The organism is Methylobacterium organophilum (assembly GCF_022179465.1).
Lineage (GTDB): Bacteria > Pseudomonadota > Alphaproteobacteria > Rhizobiales > Beijerinckiaceae > Methylobacterium > Methylobacterium organophilum.
In genome coordinates this window covers 57,916-81,709 of sequence record NZ_BPQV01000009.1, presented here as the reverse complement: position 1 = coordinate 81,709, position 23,794 = coordinate 57,916, and the positions used below count along the sequence as shown (strand labels likewise).

Here is a 23,794-nt window from a genome sequence, read left to right as displayed (position 1 = left end):
GGATCCCTCAGGCCGCGGTCCCGAGCAGGACGCGGATGTCGTCCCTGCGGCAGGATTCGGCGAAGCGCGGCTCGGCCCAGCCGAGATCCGTGACCGCGTAGCCGCGCTCCCGCATCATCGCGGCGACGAGGGCGGAGGGCGCCTTATAGACCCCGTGCGTCTCGACGAGCAGCACGCGGGGGCGGAAGGGCAATTCGCGCAGGATCGTCACCTCCGCTCCCTCGCAATCGAGGCAGAGCACGTCGCAGAGGGGCAGGGCCGCCGGGGCGACGAGCGCGCCGAAGCCGGCGGGGTCGTGGTAGACGGCAATCGGCTCGCCCACCACGGCGTGATGGATGCCGAGCGCCACGCCGTTCAGCGCGGCGGTGGCGCGGACATGGCCGCAATTCTCGGCGCTGCCCTCGTAGCACTCGATCCGCCCCGAGGGCCCGGCGCACAGGGCCGCCGTCACCGCCGTGACCCCCACGCCGCCGCCCACCACCACGACCCGGTCACCGGGGCGCACCTGCGCGTTCAGGCCACCGACGAGCCCGGCCTCGTAGGTCGGATCGTCGAGCCGCTCCGTGTGCCAAGAATCCGGCACCAGGAGATCGGTCCATTTGCGGAGATGGCAGATCGGGACACCGCCCCAGCGCAGGGGCCGGCGCGCAGGCGACAGGGGGCGGACGAGGCGCCGGTACAGGAAGCCGAGGCTGCGGCTCAGCAGCCCGGAGATGCCATCCTCGCGGAACGCCTGACGCAGCTTGCCGATCATCCACATCCGATCGTTCTCCCGGCACGCTCCGCTTTGTTGCTGATTATGTCAGATCGCCTGCCTGCGCACCCGTCAGGTGCGCTCACGCACATGGTCGTTCGATGGGCCGCCCCGGCCCACATCGCGTTTGCACCCGGCACATGCCGGACATGAACGGATTTCGGTGGGCCGCTCGACCGTGAGGTCTACGTTGCGGCGCACCACGCCATCGAGAGAATTTGCCCGTGCCCCACGCCTCGACGGCCGATTGCGCCGCCGATGCGGCGCCGACGGCTGCCGCCGACGCCCATCATCCCGCCCTCGTGATCCTGGCCCTCGCTGTCGGCGGCTTCGCCATCGGCACGACCGAGTTCGCCTCGATGAGCCTGCTGCCTGAATTCGCGCCGGCGCTCGGCATCGACGCGCCGACCGCCGGCCACGTCATCAGCGCCTACGCCCTCGGAGTCGTCGTCGGCGCGCCGGTCATCGCCGTGCTCGCGGCGCGCATCGCCCGGAGGACGCTGCTGATCGGCCTGATGGTGATGTTCGCTCTCGGCAACCTGCTCTCGGCGATCGCGCCGAGCTACCACGCGATGCTGGCGTTCCGCTTCTTCGCGGGGCTGCCCCACGGTGCCTATTTCGGCGTCGCGATGTTGCTGGCCGCCTCGCTCGTGCCGCGGGAGAAGCGCGCCGGAGCCTCCGCCAAGGTCCTGACCGGGCTCACCGTCGCCACGGTGGTCGGCGTGCCGCTCGCCAACGCCATCGGTCAGATCTTCGGTTGGCGCTGGAGCTTCGCCATCGTGGCCGGGCTCGCCCTGCTCACGGCGGCGCTCGTGCGGTTCTATGCGCCCCTCGGCGCCCCGATGGAGGGGGCGAGCCCCTTGCGCGAGCTCGGCGCCCTGAAGCGCGGCCAGGTCTGGCTGACGCTCGCGATCGGCGCCGTCGGCTTCGGCGGGATGTTCTCGGTCTACACCTATCTCGCTTCGACCATGCTGTCGGTCACGCAGGTCTCGCCCGCGCTGATCCCGGCGGCGCTGGCCGTGTTCGGCGCCGGTCTGACCCTGGGCAATCTCGGCTGGGCCTGGATTGCCGACCGGTCCGGGGCCCTGATGCTCTCGGCCGCGGCGACGCTCGTCTGGAGTGCCGTGGTGCTCGCGCTCTATCCCGCGGCGACGGCGAGCCTGTGGACGCTGCTCCCGGTCGTGTTCCTGATCGGCTGCGGCGGCGGCCTCGCCACCATCCTGCAGACCCGGCTGATGGACGTTGCCGAGGATGCCCAGACCCTCGCCGCCGCGCTGAACCATTCCGCCTTCAACGTCGCCAATGCGCTGGGGCCGTGGCTCGCGGGGCTCGCCATCGCATCCGGCTTCGGCCTGCCGGCCACGGGCTGGGTTGGCGTCGCCCTCGCGCTGGGCGGTCTCGCGATCTGGACAATGTCCTGGGCGCTGGACGCGCGGTCCCGTCCGGGGGGCGGCGCATTCCTGAGGGCGCGTCGGTGAAGCGCCCTTGACTCGACGGCCTTCGGGCGCCGTCCTCTTCTCATGAAAAGGGTCGCCGCGCTCTCCGCGCGGCGACCCTTTTCGTCTCGGCGTCGATCCCGCCGCCTATGCCGCGGCGAGGGACATCGACATCGATTCCTTCTTCATCAGCTCGCGGTAGAAGCCGTCGAGATGGGTGAGCTTCTCCGGCGAGCCGTCCTGGGCGATGCGGCCACCCTCGAGCACTACGATCCGGTCGAAGTCCTTGAGCGTCGAGAGCCGGTGGGCAATGGCGATCACCGTGCGGCCCTTCATCAGGTTCGCCAGTGCCGCGCGGATCGCTTCCTCCGATTCCGCGTCCAGCGCCGAGGTGGCCTCGTCGAGGAGCAGGATCGGCGAGTCCTTCAGGATCGCGCGGGCGATGGCGATGCGCTGGCGCTGGCCGCCCGACAGCTTGACGCCGCGGTCGCCGACGATGGTGTCGAAGCCTTCCGGCAGGGCCTTGATGAAGTCGGTGCAGTGGGCCGCCTCCGCCGCCTGCCAGACCTCCTCGTCGGTGGCGTCCGGCCGGCCATAGCGGATGTTCTCCCGCAGCGAGCGGTGGAACATCGACACGTCCTGCGGCACCACCGTGATGGCTTCGCGCAAGGATTCCTGCGTCACCCGGGTGATGTCGCGGCCGTTGATGAGGATACGGCCGCCCTGCACCTCGTAGAAGCGCTGGATCAGCGAGAACAGGGTCGACTTGCCGCCGCCCGACTTGCCGACGAGGCCCACCGTCTGGCCCGGCGGGATCACCAAGTTGAAGTCGGAGAACACCGTGCGCCCGTCGGGGTAACTGAAGGCGACGTGATCGAAGGTCATCTCGGCACCGGTCTGGTGCTCCAGCTTCTCCGCCTCGGGATGGTCCTTGAGCTCGTGCGGCTGCAGCAGGGTGTGCAGCGCCTCGGAGAGGCGGGCGGTGTGCTGCGTCGCGTCGACGAGGGCCACCGCGAGGTCGCGGGTGGCGGCCAGGATGCGGATGCCGAGCGTGCAGACCAGGACCACCTCGCCGTTCGTCGCCTGACCGGCCTCCCACATCCTGATGACCCAGTAGAGCAGGCCGAGGATCGAGATCACGGTCAGGAAGGCGTGGGTGATGCGCAGCTTCTCGAGGTAGAGGAGCGAGCTCCGCCGGGCGCCCATCTCGGTGCCGATGGTGCCGTCGAAGCGCTTGTACTCGCGCTTGAAGGCCGAGAAGGCCCGGACGAGGTTCATGTTGCCGACGAGGTCGACCATCTCGCCGTCGACCGAGGCCGCTTTGGCGGCGAAGTCGTGGTGCAGCGGCTTGCCGGCCGAGGCCATCTTGAACATCAGCAGGACGACGGCGAGGAAGATGCCGGCGAGCACGGCCGCCATGGTGAGGTTCACGGTGCCGATGTAGAGGATCGACAGGAACGCGGCCACGCAGGGCGGCATCACGTTGAACGTGAACATGTTCTCGACCGTGAAGATCGCGTTCGAGGTCGCCGTGATGCGCGAGGCGAGCGTGCCCGGCTGGCGGTCGGCGAAGAAGGACGGGGCGTGGCCCGTCATGTGCCGGAACAGGTCGCGGCGGATGTCGCCGGTCACGCCGACGAAGGTGAAGGCGCCGACCAGCGCGGCGACGCGCCAGAGCATGTTGTCGGCGGCGATGAAGCCGATCAGCACGGCGAGCGCCGTCCAGACATGGCTCGCCTGCGGCCCCTTGCTCAGGGAATCGACCACGCCCTTCAGGGCATAGTCTGTCGAGACCGAGAAACCGACGGCACCGAGGACGGCCACGAGGATGACGAGATGGGGGAGGATGCGGCGCTTCAGGTAGCGCCCGACGAAGGCCCATGGCCTGTTGGCGTAACTGCAGAGATCTTCCATCGCGACTGCCGATCCCGATTGATCAGACCTGCAGGGCGACGCGCCGCCGGCAGGCCGCACTCACCCTCAAAGGTCGGAACGCGAAGCGTCGCCTTATGTTTCAAGCGAGGCCGCGACCAGATTCATAAATCGCGGAACCTGAACGGCGCTTGAGCGGGGAGACGCATCGCACGCGTCCCTTGTCGCGCCGCACGCGCCCGGGCTCAACCCGCCCCGGGGCTTCGGCACGATTTTCTTTCGCCGCCTCTAGGGCGTTGCCTCCGCCGGGGCCCGGGTCTCGGGCATGATCGCCAGCACGAGGAGGAAAGCGAGGACGCCGATGCCGGCGAGCCCGAGGAAGGCGGTATGGGTGCCGAACTCGTCGGCGACCACCCCCGCCAGCGCCGTCGAGAGGGCCGCGCCGATGCCCATGCCCGTGCCGACCGCGCCCAGAGCCAGGTTGAAGCGGCCGGTCGCGCGCGTCGCGTCCGAGACCACGAGGGGCACCATCACGCCGAGCACCGAGGCGGAGATGCCGTCGAAGACCTGCACCGCCACCAGCAGGTGCGGGCTGTCGACATAGGCGAAGAGGAACCCGCGGATCGGCAGGGCCGCGAAGCCGATCAGCAGGAGCGGCCGGCGGCCCCAGCTCTGGGCGAGCCGTCCCACCAGGGGCGCCGTCACGGCCAGCACGGCCTGGGGCACCATGATGCAGGCGGCCACGAGCGCGGTCGCGGTCTCGCTCGCCCGCAGGGTCAGCACCGAGCCGGCGAGGGGCAGCATCGCCGCGTTGGCCAGGAAGAACAGGACCATGCAGGCGGCGAAGCACAGCAGGGCCCGGTTCTTCAGGAGCGCCTTCAGGCCTCCGGGCTCGTCCGAGGCGGCGGAGGCCTTCGGCATCGGCATCTCCTCGACCCCGCGCGCGGGGATGAAGGAGAGGGCGAAGAGCGCCGGGATGACGAGCGCCCCGGCGAGGTAGAACACCGCGTTGTTCGAGAGATAGTAGCCGATGGCGCCCATCCCGGCGGCGCCGAGGGCGTTGCCGATGGCCGAGAAGCTCGCGTTGCGCCCGAGCCGGGCACCGGCCCGGGCATGGCCGACGAGGCCGATCGAGATCGCGGCGATGGCCGGCGTCAGCACGCAGCTCGCGGCGGAGTGGATCGCCATGGCCAGCAGGGCCACGAGATAGGTCGGGACGGCGGCGAGCATGAAGGCGCTGGCGCCAACCCAGAAGGCGGAGAAGCCGGCGGCGAAGCGCTTGGAGCGGGACGCGTCCACGAAGGCGCCCCCGGGCACCTGGCCGAGCAGGCTGACCAGGCTGCCCACGGTGAGCGCCAAGCCGATATCCGACTGCGTCCATTTCTGCTGGGTGAAATAGACGGCCAGGAACGGGCCGAAGCCGGTCTGGAGATTGGCGACGAAGAAGGCGAAGGCGTCGAGCCCGTAGGCGCCCGACCGCGCGTTCGGCGCGGACGGCGCCGGGGCCGGGCCGCCGGCGGGGCGCCGCAGCGGCCGGGCCGCACCGCGCTCGCGCGGGTCGGGCCGCGCCGTATCGCGCTCACGCGGGGAAATCGGGCGTCTCTCCTTCGGCCGGGTTGCCATCATTTCTCCGGCTTGATCTCCGGTTGGGCGGCCTTCTCCTGGCTCGCCTTGTCCTGGTTGGCCCGCTCCTGAGCGGCCTTCTCGGCGGCCGCCTTTTCCTGGGCGGCCCGCTCCTGCACCGCCCGCTCCAGGAGCGCCTTCTCCTGAGCGGCCTTCTCCTGCGCGGCCCGTTCGAGGGCGGCCGGATCGGCGTCGGCGGCGTTGCCCGGGTTCGAGGGGCCGAGCACGACGATGGGCTCACCCGACTTGTATTCGGGGGAGACGCGAACCTGGTTGCGATTGAGCTGGAGCGTGAGCGCGCCGAGCTTACCGTCCGCGTTGAACTTCAGGGCGCGCCACTCGACGGCGATCTTGCGGGAGCCGACGCCGAGGAAGCCGCCGAAATCGATGATCGCGGCCCGGGGCTTCCCGTCCTTGTCGACCACGATGTCGATGATCCGGCCGAGATCGTCGCCATTGGCCGCACGCACGCTCTTGCCGAGCAGGGTCTCGTAGTCCTGCGTGTCGAGCACGGTCGCGGGCGTGCCGGGATTCTGGGCCGGCGGCGCCGGCGGTGGCGGAGCGGCGGGGGCCGGGGCGGGCGTGGCGGCCGGCGCCGGGTCCGACGCGGCCGGTGGGTTGGTCTGGCCGGCCGAAGCGGCTGCGGCCCACAGGGCGATCGTCGAGCAAGCGATCGTCCGGATCAGTCTGCGCACCCCGTCACCTCTCGATCGTCCCGCGCATGCGGCCATGCGCGGCACCGGCAAAGAACAGCCCTGGTTCAACCCGGTTCCGGCCCTCTTCGCAACCGCGCGGCGGGCATGGCCTTCTGGCCAGCAAGGAAGGCGAAGTTGTGGACCCGCCGAGACGATCCCGCGTCGGGGGCGCGGCAGCCGTTGCGGTGGGGGAACGGCCAATGGTAGCCGACGACCTTGTCTGGTTTTCGCCGTAACCGCGTCGTAGAGCGGCAGCCGGAGATCAAAGTCGAGCGCCCTGGAACGGCGCCGCGTCGTGCGAGGATCGAGCCATGCCGCCCAAGGGGTCTGCGAAGGGGTCCGTCAAAGGGTCCGCTTCGTCCGTCGGTTTTCATGCCAGGCACGTCGGTGCCGCGGCTCTCCTTGCCGCCGGCCTGGCCGGTTGCCAGGCCCTGGGCGGCGGTGGCGGCGTGATGCCGGAATCCGATGTGGGGCCGCCGCCCTCCATGAGGGGCTCCGTGCCGGGCCAGTTCCGGACCTCCTCCGTCGACGAGGACGGCAAGCCGATCGCCACGACGCCGACCCGCCGCCTCGACATCCCGAAGAACGCGGGCGTGGCCACGCGGACGGCGGAGACCGGCCCGCGCCGGATCAGCCGCGACGAGATCGAGGGGGCGGAGACGGGCCCGCGCGGCAGCTCCGGCGGCCTGACGCCGAGCCTGACCGGCAGCGGTGGCGTCGGCGTCGGCGGCAGCTTCTGAGGGCGCTCAGGCGGTCGGAGCCTTCCGGCCGCCGTAATAATCGTCGAGCCGGCCTCCGAAGCCCGGCTCGGCGAAGGGATCCTCGTCGCGCCCCTGGGTCGGCGCTCCGCTGAGATCCCGCGGATCGATGTCGACCACGTAGCCGGACAGCGTCGTATCGTAACGCAGGGCGTTCCAGGGCAGCGGGTGATAGGTCTCCCCGAGCCCGAGGAACCCGCCGAAGGACAGGACCGCGTAGGCGACCTGCCCCGACACCTTGTCGACCATGAAATTGTGGACCGTGCCGAGATGGCGGCCCTCGCCGTCATAGACCGGCGTGCCCTCGACCTTGTTCGAGGCGATCAGCCGGCGCGTCTCGTCGAGGGCGACGCCCTCGCCCCCGGAGGGATCGAGCTCCAGGCTGCCGGGAGGGCGCAGGCGGGTTTCCCCGGGCAGATCCGTCGGCATGGTGGCCTCCAACGCAGTGCACACGACGATCCGGTTTCAATCCCGGGCGTCGCCGCCGGTTCCGGCCTTGGCCTCCTCGGCGGCCATCTGCAGGCGCACGCCCTTGCTGGCGATCAGCATCTCGACGCCGAAGGCCACGAGCGCGCAGATCGTGCACAGGATGGCCGCGCCGAACAGGGCGAAGAGCAGGCTGGCGACCGTCGCGTCGCGCAAAGCGCCGACGAGCAGCGTCAGCACCGCGCCGCAGATCGCGACCCCGCCGGCGGCGCCGAGCAGGACGGCGAGGTCGAGGAGGAGCGAACGGACCCGCAGCCGGGCGATGCGCCGCTCGATATGGGCCCGCTCGCCGTCCTCGACGGAGACGATGCGGTTGGTGAGGGCGTCGAACTGGTCGGCCACGCGCCCCAGCCGGGTCGCGAACACGTTGAGCAGCGTGGCGAGCCCCGAGAGCAGGAACACCGGCGTCAGCGCTACCTGAATGATGTGCGCCGTGCTGTCGAGGGTCGAGGGGGAGAGGCTGTCGAGCATGATGCCGCGCGGGGGAAGGGGAGGCGAAACAGGGAGGCGGCCGGGCGCCGCTGCCCTCCCTAGAGGGGTTGGGACGCAAATTTGAGGGGATGCGGGATGAAAACCGCTCTCGGTGCCCGCCTGTGGACGGCTTCCGGGTTGACCGCGCCGCGCTCTTGGAACACGCGTAACACCGCTTAGTTGTTGCACTCAGCGTCGCAGGCTGCGAGCCGGCAGGCGTTGGCGCTGGCGCGCCGTAACGGAGGAACCCATGGCAACGAAGACCACCGAGAAGAAGGCCGCCGCCCCCAAGAAGGCCGCCGCAGGCGAGGGCAAGCCCAACGCCCTTCAGCAGCCGCTGAAGCCCTCCGCCGAGCTCGCCGCCATCGTCGGCGACAAGCCGCTTCCCCGCGGCGAGGTGGTGAGCAAGGTGTGGGAGCACATCAAGAAGCACAATCTCCAGAACCCAGAGAACAAGCGCGAGATCGTTGCCGACGACAAGCTCAAGAAGATCTTCGGCAAGGACAAGTGCTCGATGTTCGAGATGAACAAGCATCTCGCCGCGCATCTGAAGGCCTGATCAGGGCCTCTTCGAAAGAGACCGCCCCGCGCGCGACCGGATCTGCCGGTCGCGCCGGGAGACCGGGGGCTCAGACGATGCCGCGGAGCACCCCGCCATCGACCCGCAAAGCGGCCCCCGTGGTCGCGCTGGCGGCGGGGGAGCAGAGATAGGCCACGAGGTTGGCGACCTCCTCCGGCCGGGCCAGCCGCTGGATCAGCGAGGTCGGCCGGTTCTCCGCGATGAAGGTGCGGCCCAGGGCCTCCAGATCCTCGCCCGCGCCGCCCATCGCCTTCAGGAATTCGGCGACGCCTTCGGTCAGGGTCGGCCCGGGCAGCACCGCGTTCACCGTCACGCCGCTGCCCCCGACCGTTTCGGCGAGGCCCCGGGCGATGGCGAGCTGCGCCGTCTTGGTCATCCCGTAATGGACCATCTCGGTCGGGATGTTCACGCCCGACTCGCTCGCCACGAAGACGACCCGCCCCCAGCCGCGTTCCACCATGCCTGGCGCATAGGCGCGGGACAGGCGCACGCCGCTCATCACGTTCATCTCGAAGAAGCGCGCCCAGTCCGAATCCGGGATCTCGAAGAAGGGCTTCGGCTCGAAGATGCCGGCGTTGTTGACCAGGATGTCGACCTTGGGGAGGGCCGCCACGAGGTCTGCCGCGCCCTCCGCGGTGCCGACATTACCGATCCCGGCCATGAACTGGCCGCCCTCGACCTCGCCCTTCAGCCGCTCGATCGCCGCCTCGACGCGCTCGGCGGTGCGCCCGTTCACGGCGACATAGGCGCCGAGCCGGGCCAGTTCCCGGGCGACCGCGTAGCCGATGCCGCCGGTCGAACCGGTCACTAGGGCGCTGCGGCCCTTTAAGTCGATGTCCATGGCCGTTTCTCCCGCATGACGCGCGATGCGCCGCCTCAGTCGCGTCAACGCGCGAGGGGGAGCATGGGTGCGCCGCGGCAGGCGGTCAGGCCCGGGTCCGGCGCAGGGCGCTGGTGACGGCGCCGGCCAGGGAGAGGAGCATCGCGCTCCACAAGGCCGCGGCGACCGCGGAGGAGGCCCGCCCCGCGAGCAGACCGAAGACGACCGCGACATAGGCCGCGCCCAGCGACTGCCCGACGAGCCGCGCGCTGGACTGCATGCCGCTGGCGCCACCCGCCCGCTCCCGCGGCGCGCTGGTGATGATGATCTTGTTGTTGGGTGCCTGGAATAGGCCGAAGCCGAGGCCGCTGAGGCCGAGCCGCCAGACCACGTCGAGGGTTGTGGGGGCATCCGGCAGGAGCGCGATGGCGGTCAGGCCGGCGGCGAGCATCAGGAGGCCGAGGCCGCCGAGAAGCCCGGGCGGAAACCGGTCGGCGAGCCGCCCCGAGACCGGAGCCATCGCCGCGATGGCGAGCGGCCAGGGCGTCATCAGCAGGCCGGTGCGCGTCTCGGAGAGATGCAGCACGTCCTGGAAGTAGAAGGGCAGCGCCACATAGGCGATCATCTGCGCGGCGAAGGCGCAGATCGAGCTCGCCATGGACAGGGCGAAGGCCGGGATGCGCAGGAGGTCGAGGGGCAGCAGCGGCGCGGGCAGCCGGAGCTGGTAGGCCACGAAGATCCCGCCCACCACGACGGCGCCGCCGATCTGCGCCAGGGCGATCCCGCGCCCCTCCGTGCTGCCGAGCCCGTCGACGCCGACGATGAGCAGCCCGAAGGTGAGTGCGTTGAGCGCGGCGCTGACGAGATCGAAGCGCCGCTGGCTCAGGGGATTGGCCGGGAGAGTGCGGGCCGCGACGGCGAGCGCCGCGAGCCCGGTCGGGATGTTCACGAGGAACAGCCAGGGCCAGGTCGCCACCGACAGGATCGCGGCGGCGACCGTGGGGCCCGCGGCGGAGGCCACCGCGACGATCAGGGCGACGTTGCCGACGCCCCGCCCGATCATCCGGTGGGGATAGATGAAGCGCACCAGCGCGATGTTCACGCTCATCACGCCGGCCGCGCCGAGCCCCTGCGCGATCCGCGCGGCGATCAGCACGGTCAGGTTCGGCGAGAGGGCGCAGGCGAGGGAGGCCGCGGTGAACACGGCGAGCCCCCAGAGATAGACGCGGCGATAGCCCACGATCTCGCCGAGGCTCGCGAGCGGCAGGAGCGTCGCCGTCACCGCGATCTGGTAGGCGTTGACGACGAAGATCGCGTCGGCGGGCGCGACGGCGAGGTCCTTGGCCATGACCGGCAGGGCCACGTTGACGATAGCCCCGTCCAGCACGGCCAGGGTCATGGCCAGCGCGATCCCGGTGAGCGCCAGCATCCGTTCGCGGACGGGCAGGCCGTCCCCTTGGGTGCTCGGCATGGGCGTCATCCGGCAAAACCTCCCGACCGCGGCGCCGTGGGCCATTGCCGGAGCGCGCAAAACCCTATCTCCCGTGCCGCAGCGGCGCGCGACGCCGCATCCGCACCGGAGTTCCCATGCGTCTCGCCGCGATCCTCGGGCTTCTCGGCCTCGGACTCGCCCAACTGGCCTTCCCCGAGGCCGCTCCCGCGCAGGAGGGGCCGTCCGCGACGACCGACCCGGCCCTGGGGATCGCCCTCGAAGGCTTCGCCTATCCCTATCCCGTCCGCTACCTCCCGGTGACGCGGGACGGGGAGGCGCTGCGCCTCGCCTACATGGACGTGCCGGCCTCGGGAACCGCCAACGGACGCACCGCCCTCCTGCTCCACGGGCGCAACTTCCCCTCGAGCTACTGGCAGCCGGTCATCCGAGCCCTGTCGGCGGCGGGCTACCGGGTCGTGGCCGTCGACCAGCTCGGCTTCGGGAAGTCCTCGAAGCCTGTCGGAGCCTTCAGCTTCGATACCATGGCTGCGGAAACGGTTAACCTGTTGGACCGGCTGGGGTTGAAGCGCGTCGACGTGGTCGCGCACTCGATGGGCGGCATGCTCGCCCTCCGCCTCGCCCGCAACTTCCCGGACTGGGTCAATTCCCTGGTTCTGGAGGCGCCGATCGGGCTTGAGGATTACCGCTTCACGGTGCCGCCGGTCTCCAACGCCGTTCTGCTCAAGCGCGAGGGCGAACTGACGGCCGATGCCTATCGCCGGCAGCTGATGACGAGCTACGCCCTGTCCCTGCCGGAATCGGCCATCGAGCCCTTCGTCGCGATGCGCGAACGGGTGAAGGATTCCGGCGAGTACCCCCGCTGGCTGCAATCCTTCGTGAATTCCTACCAGGCGATCTGGGGGCAGCCAGTGGTCCACGAGATCCCGCTCGTGAAGGCGCCGACCCTGTTCATCATGGGCGGCAACGATCACAACGCCCCGGGCAAGCCCTACGCGCCGGCCGAATTGCGAGCCGGGATGGGTGAGAACGCGCGCAATGCCAGGGCGCTCGCCGGGAAGATGGCCGATGGCCGCGTCGAAGTGATCGACGGCGTCGGCCACCTCGTTCACATGGAAGCCACCGAGCGCTTCAACGCCCTCGCCCTCGACTTCCTCAACGGGCATTAGCGCAGGGATCGGAGAGAGCCATGGATGTCGGATTTCTCGGGCTCGGCCGCATGGGCCGCGCCATGGCGGCGCAACTCGTGGCGGCCGGGCATAACGTCCGGGTCTGGAACCGCTCGCCCGACCCGGCGCGGCAGGTTGCGGGAGCCACTCCCGTGGCGAGCGCGGCGGAGGCGTTCCGCGGCGACGCGGCCATCACCATGCTCGCCGACGATGCTGCCCTGCGCTCGGTGATCGTGGAGGGTGGGCTGCTCGACGCGCCGGAGCGCCCGGCCGTGCACGTCTCGATGTCGACAATCTCCGTCGCGCTCGCCCAGGAGTTGGCACCGATCCATGCTCGGGCCGGCGTCACCTATGTCGGCGCCCCCGTCTTCGGCCGGCCGGATGCAGCCGAGAAGGGTGCGCTCAACATCGTGGCCGCTGGCGATGATAGGGCCATCTCGACGGTTCAGCCCCTGCTCGACGCCATGGGCGTTAAGACCTGGCGCTTCGGCGAGGAGCCGCATCGCGCCAATGCGGTGAAGCTCGCGGGCAATTTCATGCTGATGTCGGCGATCGAGGCCATGGGCGAGGCCTGTGCCCTGGTCGAGGGCCACGGCGTCAAGGGTGCGGACCTCCTCGACCTGCTCACCAACACCCTGTTCGCCTCCCCGGTCTACAAGGGGTACGGCGCGCTGATCGCGGAGAAGCGCTACGAGCCGCCGGGCTTCACGATGCGACTCGGCGCCAAGGACATCCGCCTGGCCCTCGCCGCCGCCGAGGCGGTGGGCGTACCCCTCGGCTTCGGCAGCGTGCTGCGGGACAACTTCATCGACGCACTGAGCCACGGCGACGGCGACAAGGACTTCGCGGCCCTCGCGAGCGTGGCGGCCCGGCGCAGCGGCCAGGGCTAAACCGGCCGAACCCGCTCGAATGTCAGGTAGCTCGGCCGCCGCCCGGCCGCCTTGGCCTTGGCTTCGTAGCGGGTGCCGGGCCAGCCGGGGAACGGCGTGCGCCAATCGTCCGCCCGCTCGGCTGTCCAGCGCAGGCCCGGGCAACGGGCGGCGCGCACCAGCGTCCAGCCGGCATAGTCGTCGATGTCCGTCGCGAAGCGGAACAGGCCGCCGGGCTTCAGAACACGGGCGATCTCGGCGAGCGAGGCGTCCGCGACGAAGCGGCGCTTGCGCTGGCGGCGCTTCGGCCATGGATCCGGATAGAGCAGGTAGACCCGCGCAACCGACGCATCGGGCAGCGCCGCGAGCACAGCGGTCGCGTCCTCGTCCCAGAGGCGGACATTGCGCAACCCGCGCTCGTCGACCTCCCGCAGGAGCTTGACGACGCCGTTGACGAAGGGCTCGCAGCCGATGATGCCGGTGCCGGGATGGCTCTCGGCCTGAGCCGCGAGATGCTCGCCACCGCCGAAGCCGATCTCGAGCCAGACCTCGTCCACCGGAACCGGGAAGAGCGCCGGCGGATCGAGGAAGGCGCCTGCCGGGGGCAGGGCCACACGAAGTTGGGGCAGCAGCGCCTCAAGGCGCTGCTCCTGACCGGGCCGTAGCCGCTTGCCCTTGCGGCGGCCGAAGAAAGCCCGATCCGGCTCGCCGATCCCGCCCGCTTCGGGAGGGATGCTCTCATCCCTCCCCATGGCGGTTCGGGCCTCAGAACGCCGACTTGAGCTTGTCGGCAAGGTCGGTCTTCTCCCAGGAGAAGCCGCCATCCGCCTCGGGATCCCGGCCGAAATGGCCGTAGGCCGAGGTGCGGGCATAGATCGGCTTGTTGAGGCCGAGCGCCGTCCGGATGCCGCGGGGCGAGAGATCGAGGGCGTCCATCAGGACCGCCTCGAGCTTGGCCTCGTCTACGTTGCCGGTGCCGTGCAGGTCGACATAGATCGACAGGGGCTTGGCCACGCCGATGGCGTAGGACAGCTGGATCGTGGCCCGGCGGGCGAGGCCTGCGGCGACCACGTTCTTGGCGAGATAGCGCGCCGCGTAGGCCGCCGAACGGTCGACCTTGGTCGGATCCTTGCCCGAGAAGGCGCCGCCGCCATGGGGGGCCGCTCCGCCATAGGTGTCGACGATGATCTTGCGGCCGGTGAGGCCGGCATCGCCGTCTGGGCCGCCGATCACGAACTTGCCGGTCGGGTTGACGTGCCACACCGTCGACTCGGTGATCCAGTCCTGGGGCAGGGCCGCGCAGATATAGGGCTCGACGATGGCCCGCACGTCCGCGGAGTCGAGGGACTCGTCGAGGTGCTGGGTGGAGAGCACGATCTGCGTCGCCTCGACCGGCCGGCCGTTCGCGTAGCGCACCGTGACCTGGCTCTTGGCGTCGGGGCCGAGCTTGGCGGCCTCGCCCTGCTTGGCCTTGCGGGCGTCGGCAAGGTCCTTGAGGATCTTGTGGGCGTAGTAGATCGGGGCCGGCATCAGAGCCGGGGTCTCGTCCGACGCGTAGCCGAACATGATGCCCTGGTCGCCCGCGCCCTCGTCCTTGTTGCCCGAGGCGTCGACGCCCTGGGCGATGTCGGCGGACTGGGCATGCAGATGGATGGCGACGTCGGCGTGCTTCCAGTGGAAGCCGTTCTGCTCGTAGCCGATATCCCTGACCGCCTCGCGGGTCAGTTCTTCCAGGTCCTTGAAGGTCACGGAATCGGGACCGCGCACTTCGCCTGCGATCACGATGCGGTTCGTCGTCGTCAGCGTTTCGACGCCGAGACGCGCCTCGGGCATGACCCCGAGATAGGCGTCGACGACGGTGTCGGAGATCCGGTCGCTCACCTTGTCAGGGTGGCCTTCCGAGACGGACTCGCTCGTGAACAGGAAGTCTGAGCGCGGCATGCAGGGCACCCCGATCGCGGGCGCGCCCGACGTGATTGCGGCGCTTGACCCGATACGGCGGAGGGTTCTTGCACCCATAAAACGGTCGGTCAAGGCGAAACGGCGGAATCGTCCGTTATAACGAACACGATCCGCCGCCGACGGCTGCCTCAGATCGATACCGCTCTTGATTGCTGAACAATCAGCCGTTCAATTCACGATGGAGAGAATCGACGGCAGCCGCAAATTCACGCCGGCTCTGCTCGCTGAATGTCTGCGAGACGTGGCGGGCGACGACTCGGGCCAGACCGCTCCACGGATCGTCGGCGGCATAAATCTGCTGCCCCTGGTCCGAGAAGCCCGGCATGGACGGGTCCTGTGCGATGCCGTCCAGGAAATCGCTGACGGGCGTGTTGGTCAGCCGGCTGAGGATGGCGAGGTGGATCGCGCTGATCCGATTGACGCCCTTCTCGTACTTCTGAAGCTGGGCGGCCGACATGCCGAAACGGTCGGCGACCTCGCGTTGCGTCAGCTTCGACCGCTTGCGTCGCTCGGCCATACGCCGGCCGAGATGGACGTCTCGCTCATCGGTCTTTTGCCCTGCCATGTCTGCCCCGCCGCACCCCGCTGATCGGATCGATTCAACGAAACGCCAAGCGCTGCAAGCAAAAATGCGTTGAGGCACGCACAGTGTAAGGTGAAGAATGAAAAAATGGCGTCCCCGGCAGGGCTCGAACCTGCGACCCCAGGTTTCATACCACTTCGGCTTTCACCGCCGCTCGTTGCAGAGCGTTCGTGGCCTGGACTATCCCTTCACCATGGGCACGGAGCCTGCCGTACCGTTAGGTGCCGCCCGTCTAGTCTCTACACCTTCCTTCGCTCGACCCTGGCAGGGCTTGCGAAGGCTTGGCTCGGGATCGGCAGGGCGCACTGAGACGCCGTAAGCTTTCCCCGAATTTGAGCGGATCCGCCGCGCGGTTTCCCGTTCGCGGCGCCCAATTTTCTTTAGGAAACCTGTGCTCTGTCCAGCTGAGCTACGGAGACAACCGCGCCTGCCATAGCATCGGCAGGCCGCCGCGCCAACCACGCCGGCGACAGGTGATTTCCAGAGAACAGGGCGTTGCCGGCGGGCCGCAGGGCAGCACGGATCGCGCCTCCTGCCGAAGGCGATGCTTCCCTGCGATGCGCACCTGACTCATCCTGCGGCACGGCACGGATGCCGCCGACGGAGCACGGATCGATGTCTTCTGGCGTGCGTGCGCTCTTCGGCATCCTTCTCGCGACGTCTCCCGCCGCGCAGGCGGCCGAGTCCTGCCGGAGCGGCATCGCGCGGACGGAGCGCCTTCAGGGTCTCGGCCCACGGGGAGAACTCGTCCTCGCGGATGGCGGCCGGATCGTGCTCTCCGGAATCGGCTGGCCGGAGGACGAAGCGACCGCCGCGGAAGCGGGCGCCTGGCTCTCTGGCCATCGCGGCAGCCTGCTGCGGCTGACGCCCCGCGGTGAGGCCGATCGTTGGGGCCGCATCCCGGCGGACGCCGTGACCGAAGGCGAGGAGCCGGTCGATCTCGGTGCCGGCCTCGTCGCGTCCGGGCTGGCCTATGCCGATGCCGGCGAGGTCGACCGATTGTGCCGGCCGGCCCTGCTCGCCCTGGAGGAGGCCCCTCGCAAGGCGGGACTCGGCGTGTGGCGCGAAGGCGTCTTCGATGCCGCCAGGGCCGAAGAACTCGGGACGCGGGCCGGCCGCTTCGTGGTCGCGACCGGGCGCGTGCGCTCCGTCGGAGAGAGGCGTTCGCGCACCTATTTGAACTTCTCTGCACGCGGCGAGGCGGGGCTCAGCGTGACCGTGACGAAACGCACTTGGCGGAGTATGCGCGAGCGTGGTTTGTCTGCAGAGACGCTGAAGGGGCGCTTCGTGCGCGTTCGCGGCATGCTGGAGATCTGGCGCGGCCCGATCCTCGACATCGCCAGTGCGGACATGATCGAGGTGCTCGAGGGGGACAGGGCGCCACGGCGCTGAACGTCATGAACGGGGAATTGGGACAGGCCAACCGGCCCGGCGCAGGCTGCCGCCGCGCGCTCGCTCTTCTTTTGGCCCTGCAGGTCGCCGCCTGTGCCGGCGACCAGACCGGTGCGGTTCTGACGCCCGCTGCGATCAAGGTGCCCGCCGAGGCCCCGCGCACGACGGGGCGTGAGCGGCCGTCCGACGACGCGGATCACGCCAAGCTCGTCGCTTCCTTCGGGGGCGAGTATCGCTCACCCACGGTGCACCGGCTTCTCACGGACGTGACCAATCGGCTCGTGAAGGCGAGCGATCGGCCGGACGAGGCCTTCGCGGTCACGCTGCTCGATTCGCCCGTCGTCAACGCATTCGCCTTGCCGAGCGGGCGGCTCTACGTCACCCGCGGGCTTCTGGCGCTCGCCACCGATACCTCCGAGGTGGCGGCGGTGCTCGCACATGAGATCGCGCACGTGACGCTGCGCCACGCCAATGCGCGCAGCGAGATGGCCCTCCGGTCGCAGCTCGTCAGCCGCGTCGTCGCCGACGTGCTGAACGATCCCGTCACCGGGGCGCAGCTCGAGAGCCAGTCGAAGGTGACGCTCGCCCGCTTCTCCCGCGAGCAGGAGCTCGAGGCCGACACGATCGGCGTGCGCACCCTAGCGAAGGCCGGCTACGATCCCTTCGGCGCGAGTCGCTTCCTGACCAGCCTGAGCCGCACCATGGCTCTCGGCGCGGGGGCCGGGGCGCCGGGCGAACCGGACATGCTCGCGACCCATCCGGCCACCGCGGAGCGCGTCGTCCTCGTCACCCAGGCCGCCCGCCGCATCGGTGCCCCCGGCCTCGGCGCCGACGAGCGCGCCCGCTACATGGCGGCGATCGACGGGCTCAGCTACGGTGACAATCCCGGCGAGGGTGTCGTGCGCGGGAAGCGCTTCATCCACCAGAGCCTCGGCATCGCCTTCGAGGTGCCCGACGGCTTCGCCATCGAGAATACCCGCAACGCCGTGCTCGGCACCACCCGCGACGGCAGGAGCCGGCTCCTGTTCGATCAGGTCGAGAGCAACAGCGGCCGCAGCCTCGAGGACATGCTCAAGGCGACCTGGAACGATGCGATCGAGCCGGGCTCCATCCAGAACCGGATGATCGGCGGCCGGGCCGCCGTCACCGCGCTCTCCCGCGGCAAGGATTGGACCTTCCGCCTCGCCGCCATCCGCGAGGGCGACGCGACCTACCGCATGATCATGGCCGCCAAGGGCAGCACCGATCCCGAGCCGGCCTTCCGGCGCTGGATCGAGAGCCTGTCGAGCGTGCCGCCGGAAGAGGCCCGCTCCCTCAAGCCGCTGCATCTCGAAGTCGTCACCGCCGCCCAGGGCGACACCGTCGAGAGCTTCGCCCGCCGCATGGTGGTGACCGACCGGGCGAGCGAGCGCTTCCTCGTGCTCAATGGCATGGAGCGTGGCGCGAGCGTGCGGCCGGGGCAGAGCTACAAGCTGGTGGTCGAGTAGCGCCACGCCGTCGTCCCCTTCCGGCGCAACCGCTCTAGCTTGGTGGCTTGAAGCGGCGCCCAGCGCCGATCCCGTGACCTCTCGGCGGACAGCGACCTAAGCGTGGAAGACGCCCTCACCCGTTGGCTTCAGGAAACGGCCTCGATCCGTACGGATCTCCTGTTCCTGGCCGGTCTCGCCCTGTCCCTGCTGGTGTCCGTGCACGCGCTCCTGCGCAAGCGCGTGGTCGGGGCGGCGATCGGCTGGATCGGGCTCGCCTGGCTCTCGCCCTTCTTCGGCAGCCTTCTCTATCTCACCTTCGGCATCAACCGGGTCGAGCGGCGCGCACGCAAGCTCAAGCGGCGGCCCTCGCAGCAGACCGACGAGACGCCGCAGGCACCGGCTCCCGTGCCGGAGGCCTATCGCGCCCTCGACCGGGCGGTGCAGGCGATCACGCAGCTTCCCGTCGTCGCCGGCACCCGCATCGCGCTCCTGCGCAACGGGGACGAGGCCTATCCGGCGATGCTGGAGGCGATCGGGCAGGCGCGCACCAGCATCGCCCTGTCGAGCTACATCTTCCGCGACGACGAGATCGGTGGCGCCTTCTGCGAGGCGCTGATCGCAGCCAGGGCACGGGGCGTCGCCGTGCGAGTGATCGTCGACGGCATCGGCTCGGGCTACTTCTTCCCCGCCGTCTGGCGGCGGTTGCGGGGGGCCGGGGTGCCGGCGGGATTGTTCATGCACTCGGCTCTGCCCTGGCGCATGCCGTTCCTGAACTTACGCACCCACCGTAAGCTGCTCCTCCTCGACGGAGGCCTCGCCTTCACCGGAGGGGTGAACATCTCCGACGGCAACCGCGTCGCGAGAAACCCCGCCTTCCCGATCCGCGACACGCATTTCCGGATCGAGGGGCCGGTGGTGGAGCAGCTCGCCCAGGCGTTTGCCACGGACTGGGCCTTCGTGGCGGGCGAGGAGCTCGAGGGCGAGGCGTGGTTCCCGGACCTCGCCCCGGCCGGCGACGTGACCGCCCGCGTCGTCACCTCCGGGCCCGATGCCGATATCGAGAAGATCGCCAGCGTCATCCTGCAGGCCCTCGCCTGCGCCCGGCGCTCGATCCGGCTGACGACGCCCTATTTCCTGCCCAACGAGCTGATCCTCAACGCCCTCTGCCTCGCCGCAGGGCGCGGGATCGAGGTCGACGTCGTCATCCCCCATCGCAGCGACCATCGCTTCGTCGACTGGGCGACCCGGGCGCATATCGGCCCACTGCTGGAGGCCGGGGTGCGGATCTGGCTCGACGAGCCGCCCTTCGACCATTCCAAGGCGATGGCCGTCGACCGGGAATGGTCTTTCATCGGCAGCGCCAACTGGGACACGCGCTCGTTCCGACTCAATTTCGAGATGAATGTCGAGGTCTACGATCCCGCCCTGGCCGCCCGGCTCGACGATTTCATCCTGGCGAAGCGCGAGACCCGGCTGACGGCGGACGATCTGGCCGCCCGCGCGCTCCCGGTGCGCCTGCGCGACGCAGGCGTCCGACTGCTTCTGCCATACCTCTGAGCCGGGCGAAGCGGGCCTGCGCCTCCGTGCCCGGGGCGAGGCTGACCACGATCGGCCGATGGTCGGAGAGCCCGCGGGCGAGCACGGCCCGCTCGTGGCAGACGAGGCCGCGCACGAGGCAGCGGTCGAGCCGCAGAGGCACCATGTCGGCCATGGCGTGGGTGGGCCGGCGCGGCCCGACATCGCGGAAGCCCGGCAGCAGGGCCGGGCCGACGATGTTGTAGTCCCCAAGCACCGCCGCCCGCTCCGGTAGGTGCTGCTGGATCCGGCGGAGCTGGCGCCGGTTCAGCATCTGGCCGTGGGAGAGATGGACGTTGGCAACGCCGAACGCACCGAGATCAAGAACCTGGCAGACCCGGTCGATGAGGACGCCGGAGGGCAGCGCCACGATCTCGGGCGGGTGCAGCCAGGGCGTCGGGCTCCACATGGCCGGTCCGTGGATGCGGCCGGGCAGGGGAGCTCGGGCGAAGACGCCGCCGACCTTCTCGGGAAGCGCCGCGATCTCCTCCGTCGCCTCCTGCATCAGCACGAGGTCCGGCGTCTCCCGTTCGATCAGTTCCACCAGGCACTCCACCGCGGCGCCGGTGCGCCGCAGCAGGTTCCAGCTCACGATCTTGCGCTCGCCCGGTGCGCGGGCGGGGCTTCCCCAGCGGGTCGAATCGGCGAAGTCGAAGCGGCGGCGCTTGGGAGCGGATCTGGGCATGCGCGAAGCGGTCGAGGTCCGGAATGACGGAAATGAGGCGGCCCGGAGGGGCGCAGACGCAACGTCTCCGCCGCCCCAGGGTTCGCTCGCCCGGCATCCGCATCGATCACGGTTCGATCAGGCGAGGTCGAACCGCGCTGTCGCACCGCAGCACCGGCTGCTCCGATGTGGATGATTTGCAGCCTCACGATGCGGCGATGCCCCCCATACGCAAGGCGACTGGAGCCCCCGGGCTTCGCCATGCCATAGGAGGGCTCGTTCGCGCCTGCGAAGGCGTTTTCGACCGGAGTTTTGGCACCCGTGACGCATCCGAACCCGCGCCAGGCCGATCACGAGATCGATCCGCTGTTCCTGAACCGCCGCTCGCCGCGCGCCTATACGGGCGAGGCCGTGCCGGAAGCCGAGCTCAAGCGCATGTTCGAGGCGGCGCGCTGGGCGCCCTCCGCCTACAATTCGCAGCCCTGGCGTTTCGCCTACGCCCTGCGCGACACGCCGGAATGGGAGACGTTCCTCGGTCTGCTGGTGCCGGGCAACCAGAAATGGGCCAAGGATGCCGGCGCCCTGGTCATCCTGGCCTCGAACGGCATGATGAAGCTCGGCGACGAGCTGAAGCCCTCCTATAGCGCCTCGCTGGATGCCGGTGCGGCCTCCGCCCTGTTCGCGCTGCAAGCGGTGAGGCAGGGCTGGCTCGCCCACGGGATGACCGGCTTCGACATGGCGCGGGCCGCGATCGAGCTGAACCTGCCGGAGCATCACCGGATCGAGGCCGCCTACGCGGTCGGCCGCCCCATCGCCTACGAGGATCTGAGCGAGGAGCAGCGCGTCAAGGAAACGCCGAACGGCCGCCGGCCGATCAGCGACTTCGTCCAGGCCGGCGGCTTCCTGCCGCGCCAGGGCTGAGGCAGGCGCCATGCTGAAGCCGGCGGCCGATTATGCCGCGCTCGTCGCCGGCTTCCATTGGGAGATTTCTGACCGCTACAACATCGCCGCGGATGTCTGCGACCGCTGGGCGCTGGCCGAGCCGGAGCGCACGGCACTGCTCCAGGTGGCCCAGGACGGGAGCGTCACCCCGATCTCCTACGGCCACCTGCGGGACCGCTCGCTGCGTCTGGCCGGCGCCCTTGCGGCCCGCGGCATCGCCCCCGGCGACCGGATCGCAGTGTTGCTGCCGCAATCGGCGCATGTCGTCGTCACGCATCTGGCCGCCTATCGCCTCGGCGCCATCGCCCTGCCGCTGGCCGGCCTGTTCGGCGAGGAGGCCCTGCGCTACCGGCTCTCGGATTCCGGTGCTCGGGCGATCGTCACCGATGCCGCCGGCCTCGCCAAGCTCGCCCCGATCCGCGCGGCGCTGCCCGGACTGAGCGTGTTCCTGAGCGCCGACGGCGCGTCCGCGCAGGCGGAGGCGCTGGAGGAAGCCATCGCTGCGGCCTCGCCGGACTTCGCGACTCGGGAGACCGGCCCGGACGATCCGGCCCTGATGATCTACACCTCCGGCACGACCGGCCTCGCCAAGGGCGCCCTGCATGGCCACCGCGTGCTGCTCGGCCACATGCCGGGTTTCCTGATGATGCACGACTTCCTGCCCAAGGGCGCGGACCTGATGTGGACGCCCGCGGATTGGGCCTGGGCAGGGGGCCTTCTCAACGTGTTGATGCCGTCCCTCAAGCTCGGCGTCCCGGTCGTGGCCCGGCCCTCCGCCCGCTTCGAGCCGGAGGCGGCCTACGGCCTGATCGAGCGCCTGCGCATCACCAACGCCTTCCTGCCGCCGACCGCGTTGCGGATGCTGTGCGGCCTGGAGAATCCGCGGACGCGCTTCGATCTCTCCTCCCTGCGCAACATCGCCTCCGCCGGGGAATCCCTCGGGCCGGAGACCTTCGCCTGGGCGCAGGACGCCCTCGGCCTGACCATCGGCGAGGCCTATGGCCAGACCGAGTGCAACCTCGTGCTCGCCTCGTGCCGGGCGGCCGGCGTGGCGAGCCCCGGCTCCACCGGCAAACCGGTGCCCGGCCATTGCGTCGCGATCCTGCGCGAGGACGGATCCGAGGCGGCGGCGGGGGAGATCGGCGAGATCTGCGTGAAGGCCCCCGACCCGGTGATGTTCCTCGGCTACTGGAACCAGCCGGAAGCGACCGCGAAGAAATTCCGCGACGGCTGGTGGCTCACCGGCGACCGGGCGCAGCGGGACGCGGAGGGTTATGTGCGTTTCGTCGGCCGCGACGACGACCTCATCACCTCGGCGGCCTATCGGATCGGCCCGACCGAGATCGAGAACTGCCTGACGAGTCACCCGGCCGTGGCCCTGGCCGCGGCGGTGGGGATGCCCGATGCCTTGCGCACGGAAGTGGTCACCGCCTTCGTGGTGCTGCGCGAGGGCTTCCAGCCCACGCCGGCTCTCGCAGAGGAGATCCGGGATTTTGCGAAAAAGCGGCTCTCGGCTCACGAATATCCGCGCCAGATCATCTTCCGGGCATCCCTGCCTCTGACCACGTCCGGCAAGATCATCCGCCGCCAGTTGCGCGACGGGACGGCCTGAGGCCCCTCCGGCGCCTGCCAGAGGATCAGCAGCGCCTGTTCCGACCGTCGAGGGAGGGGCGGATCCGGCGTCCCGGGCCGAGCCTCGCAACTTCAAGCTGGATAAAGCGCTACGAAGAGTGGCCTCGGTTCGGCCAAGCGGGCCTTGCTCCGGCTGAGACCTATCTCTCCACCCGGCATGATGGCTGCCCGGCTCCCGGGACCGTGCCCGCATGCCCGAAACCAAGGAGGAACCCCGATGATGCGTACCCCCGTCCTCGCTCCCGTCCTGCTCGGCCTCAGCGTCGCCGGCGCGGCGGCGCAGCCGCCGATCCAGAGCCCGCAGGACGCGGCCTGTCGCTCCGAGGCCGAGGCGAAGGTGTTCAGCACCCCCGATCCGCAGGGCCTCGGCCCCTATGCGATCGGCAAGCGGATCTACACGGCCTGCATGCGCCGCACCTCGGCGCCCGCCGGCAGGGGCAAGGCCCGTCGCAACCGCGACATGTGAGCCTCGCCCCAGCGGCGACGCCTGTTTGGATCTATTCGCATAAAGACATCTTTATGTCTTGATTGCTCGCTAGGCCGGCCCCTGCTAAAGAGGCCGCGCCAACGGCAACGCGAGAGAGGACATCCC

General features: G+C 70.1%; 23 protein-coding genes. 11 read left to right on the top strand and 12 right to left on the bottom strand.

Annotated features, from left to right (window positions below):
* Positions 1-7: 7 nt before the first annotated feature.
* The gene (locus MFF21_RS15500; RefSeq protein ID WP_238312114.1) at positions 8-754 is read right to left on the bottom strand and encodes a class I SAM-dependent methyltransferase; all 747 of its coding nucleotides are present in this window, start codon (positions 752-754) and stop codon (positions 8-10) included.
* A 224-nt stretch (positions 755-978) separates the two neighbouring features.
* On the opposite strand from MFF21_RS15500, the gene MFF21_RS15495 reads away from it, so the two are divergent.
* Entirely contained in the window at positions 979-2,232 is a 1,254-nt protein-coding gene (locus MFF21_RS15495; RefSeq protein WP_373325031.1) for an MFS transporter, read from the top strand.
* 105 nt (positions 2,233-2,337) lie between these two features.
* On the opposite strand, the gene MFF21_RS15490 is transcribed toward MFF21_RS15495, so the two are convergent.
* The 3 genes from MFF21_RS15490 to MFF21_RS15480 all read right to left on the bottom strand — a co-directional run bounded on the left by MFF21_RS15490 (position 2,338) and on the right by MFF21_RS15480 (position 6,380).
* Complete coding sequence (locus MFF21_RS15490) at positions 2,338-4,104, bottom strand: ABC transporter ATP-binding protein (RefSeq protein WP_238312113.1); 1,767 nt, start codon at positions 4,102-4,104, stop codon at positions 2,338-2,340.
* A 246-nt stretch (positions 4,105-4,350) separates the two neighbouring features.
* The gene (locus MFF21_RS15485) at positions 4,351-5,688 is read right to left on the bottom strand and encodes an MFS transporter (protein WP_238312111.1); all 1,338 of its coding nucleotides are present in this window, start codon (positions 5,686-5,688) and stop codon (positions 4,351-4,353) included.
* Positions 5,685-6,380, bottom strand: coding sequence for a PRC-barrel domain-containing protein (locus MFF21_RS15480; protein WP_238312110.1), 696 nt, complete (start codon positions 6,378-6,380; stop codon positions 5,685-5,687). Before MFF21_RS15480 ends, MFF21_RS15485 begins: the two co-directional genes overlap by 4 nt.
* 452 nt (positions 6,381-6,832) lie before the next feature.
* Here MFF21_RS15480 and MFF21_RS15475 point away from each other — a divergent pair, with 452 nt between their 5' ends.
* The gene (locus MFF21_RS15475; protein WP_238312108.1) at positions 6,833-7,120 is read left to right on the top strand and encodes a hypothetical protein; all 288 of its coding nucleotides are present in this window, start codon (positions 6,833-6,835) and stop codon (positions 7,118-7,120) included.
* A 6-nt stretch (positions 7,121-7,126) separates the two neighbouring features.
* On the opposite strand, the gene MFF21_RS15470 is transcribed toward MFF21_RS15475, so the two are convergent.
* Positions 7,127-7,567 (bottom strand): PRC-barrel domain-containing protein, encoded by a 441-nt coding sequence (locus MFF21_RS15470; protein ID WP_238312106.1) that lies wholly within the window; start codon positions 7,565-7,567, stop codon positions 7,127-7,129.
* Positions 7,568-7,603: 36 nt separating this feature from the next.
* A complete protein-coding gene (locus MFF21_RS15465) occupies positions 7,604-8,095 on the bottom strand; it encodes a DUF2721 domain-containing protein (protein WP_238312104.1) in 492 nt (163 codons plus the stop codon).
* A gap of 250 nt (positions 8,096-8,345) precedes the next feature.
* Here MFF21_RS15465 and MFF21_RS15460 point away from each other — a divergent pair, with 250 nt between their 5' ends.
* The gene (locus tag MFF21_RS15460) at positions 8,346-8,654 is read left to right on the top strand and encodes an SWIB/MDM2 domain-containing protein (protein WP_238312103.1); all 309 of its coding nucleotides are present in this window, start codon (positions 8,346-8,348) and stop codon (positions 8,652-8,654) included.
* Positions 8,655-8,724: 70 nt separating this feature from the next.
* Here the strand turns inward: MFF21_RS15460 and MFF21_RS15455 are convergent, their stop codons facing one another.
* Together MFF21_RS15455 and MFF21_RS15450 are read right to left on the bottom strand one after the other, a co-directional pair.
* The gene (locus MFF21_RS15455) at positions 8,725-9,516 is read right to left on the bottom strand and encodes an SDR family NAD(P)-dependent oxidoreductase (RefSeq protein WP_238312101.1); all 792 of its coding nucleotides are present in this window, start codon (positions 9,514-9,516) and stop codon (positions 8,725-8,727) included.
* Between the two features lie 85 nt (positions 9,517-9,601).
* Entirely contained in the window at positions 9,602-10,975 is a 1,374-nt protein-coding gene (locus MFF21_RS15450) for an MFS transporter (protein ID WP_238312099.1), read from the bottom strand.
* A 107-nt stretch (positions 10,976-11,082) separates the two neighbouring features.
* On the opposite strand from MFF21_RS15450, the gene MFF21_RS15445 reads away from it, so the two are divergent.
* Both MFF21_RS15445 and MFF21_RS15440 read left to right on the top strand, forming a co-directional pair.
* Positions 11,083-12,114, top strand: coding sequence for an alpha/beta fold hydrolase (locus tag MFF21_RS15445; RefSeq protein ID WP_238312097.1), 1,032 nt, complete (start codon positions 11,083-11,085; stop codon positions 12,112-12,114).
* 20 nt (positions 12,115-12,134) lie between these two features.
* Complete coding sequence (locus MFF21_RS15440; protein WP_238312096.1) at positions 12,135-13,004, top strand: NAD(P)-dependent oxidoreductase; 870 nt, start codon at positions 12,135-12,137, stop codon at positions 13,002-13,004.
* Here MFF21_RS15440 and trmB read toward each other — a convergent pair.
* The 3 genes from trmB to MFF21_RS15425 form a co-directional block, all read right to left on the bottom strand.
* Positions 13,001-13,735 carry a tRNA (guanosine(46)-N7)-methyltransferase TrmB gene (gene trmB, locus MFF21_RS15435; protein WP_238312094.1) on the bottom strand — a complete coding sequence of 245 codons (735 nt, stop codon included), beginning with the start codon at positions 13,733-13,735 and terminating at the stop codon, positions 13,001-13,003. The two genes, MFF21_RS15440 and trmB, sit on opposite strands and share 4 nt — an antisense overlap.
* 13 nt (positions 13,736-13,748) lie before the next feature.
* Complete coding sequence (metK, locus tag MFF21_RS15430) at positions 13,749-14,924, bottom strand: methionine adenosyltransferase (protein ID WP_238312093.1); 1,176 nt, start codon at positions 14,922-14,924, stop codon at positions 13,749-13,751.
* A 181-nt stretch (positions 14,925-15,105) separates the two neighbouring features.
* A complete protein-coding gene (locus MFF21_RS15425) occupies positions 15,106-15,510 on the bottom strand; it encodes a helix-turn-helix domain-containing protein (RefSeq protein WP_238312092.1) in 405 nt (134 codons plus the stop codon).
* Positions 15,511-16,143: 633 nt separating this feature from the next.
* Between MFF21_RS15425 and MFF21_RS15420 the strand changes: the two genes are divergently transcribed.
* The 3 genes from MFF21_RS15420 to cls all read left to right on the top strand — a co-directional run bounded on the left by MFF21_RS15420 (position 16,144) and on the right by cls (position 19,946).
* Positions 16,144-16,920 carry a thermonuclease family protein gene (locus MFF21_RS15420; RefSeq protein WP_238312090.1) on the top strand — a complete coding sequence of 259 codons (777 nt, stop codon included), beginning with the start codon at positions 16,144-16,146 and terminating at the stop codon, positions 16,918-16,920.
* A gap of 5 nt (positions 16,921-16,925) precedes the next feature.
* Positions 16,926-18,407 (top strand): M48 family metalloprotease, encoded by a 1,482-nt coding sequence (locus tag MFF21_RS15415; protein WP_238312088.1) that lies wholly within the window; start codon positions 16,926-16,928, stop codon positions 18,405-18,407.
* Between the two features lie 102 nt (positions 18,408-18,509).
* Complete coding sequence (cls, locus tag MFF21_RS15410) at positions 18,510-19,946, top strand: cardiolipin synthase (RefSeq protein ID WP_238312086.1); 1,437 nt, start codon at positions 18,510-18,512, stop codon at positions 19,944-19,946.
* On the opposite strand, the gene MFF21_RS15405 is transcribed toward cls, so the two are convergent.
* Positions 19,837-20,649, bottom strand: coding sequence for an endonuclease/exonuclease/phosphatase family protein (locus MFF21_RS15405; RefSeq protein ID WP_238312085.1), 813 nt, complete (start codon positions 20,647-20,649; stop codon positions 19,837-19,839). The genes cls and MFF21_RS15405 overlap by 110 nt on opposite strands.
* Before the next feature lie 300 nt (positions 20,650-20,949).
* Between MFF21_RS15405 and MFF21_RS15400 the strand changes: the two genes are divergently transcribed.
* The 3 genes from MFF21_RS15400 (at position 20,950) to MFF21_RS15390 (ending at position 23,668) form a co-directional block, all read left to right on the top strand.
* Positions 20,950-21,549 (top strand): nitroreductase family protein, encoded by a 600-nt coding sequence (locus MFF21_RS15400; RefSeq protein WP_238312083.1) that lies wholly within the window; start codon positions 20,950-20,952, stop codon positions 21,547-21,549.
* Positions 21,550-21,559: 10 nt separating this feature from the next.
* Positions 21,560-23,182 (top strand): AMP-binding protein, encoded by a 1,623-nt coding sequence (locus MFF21_RS15395; protein WP_238312081.1) that lies wholly within the window; start codon positions 21,560-21,562, stop codon positions 23,180-23,182.
* Positions 23,183-23,419: 237 nt separating this feature from the next.
* Positions 23,420-23,668: a hypothetical protein gene (locus tag MFF21_RS15390; protein ID WP_238312079.1), complete on the top strand. Its 249-nt coding sequence runs from the start codon at positions 23,420-23,422 to the stop codon at positions 23,666-23,668.
* Positions 23,669-23,794 lie beyond the last annotated feature (126 nt).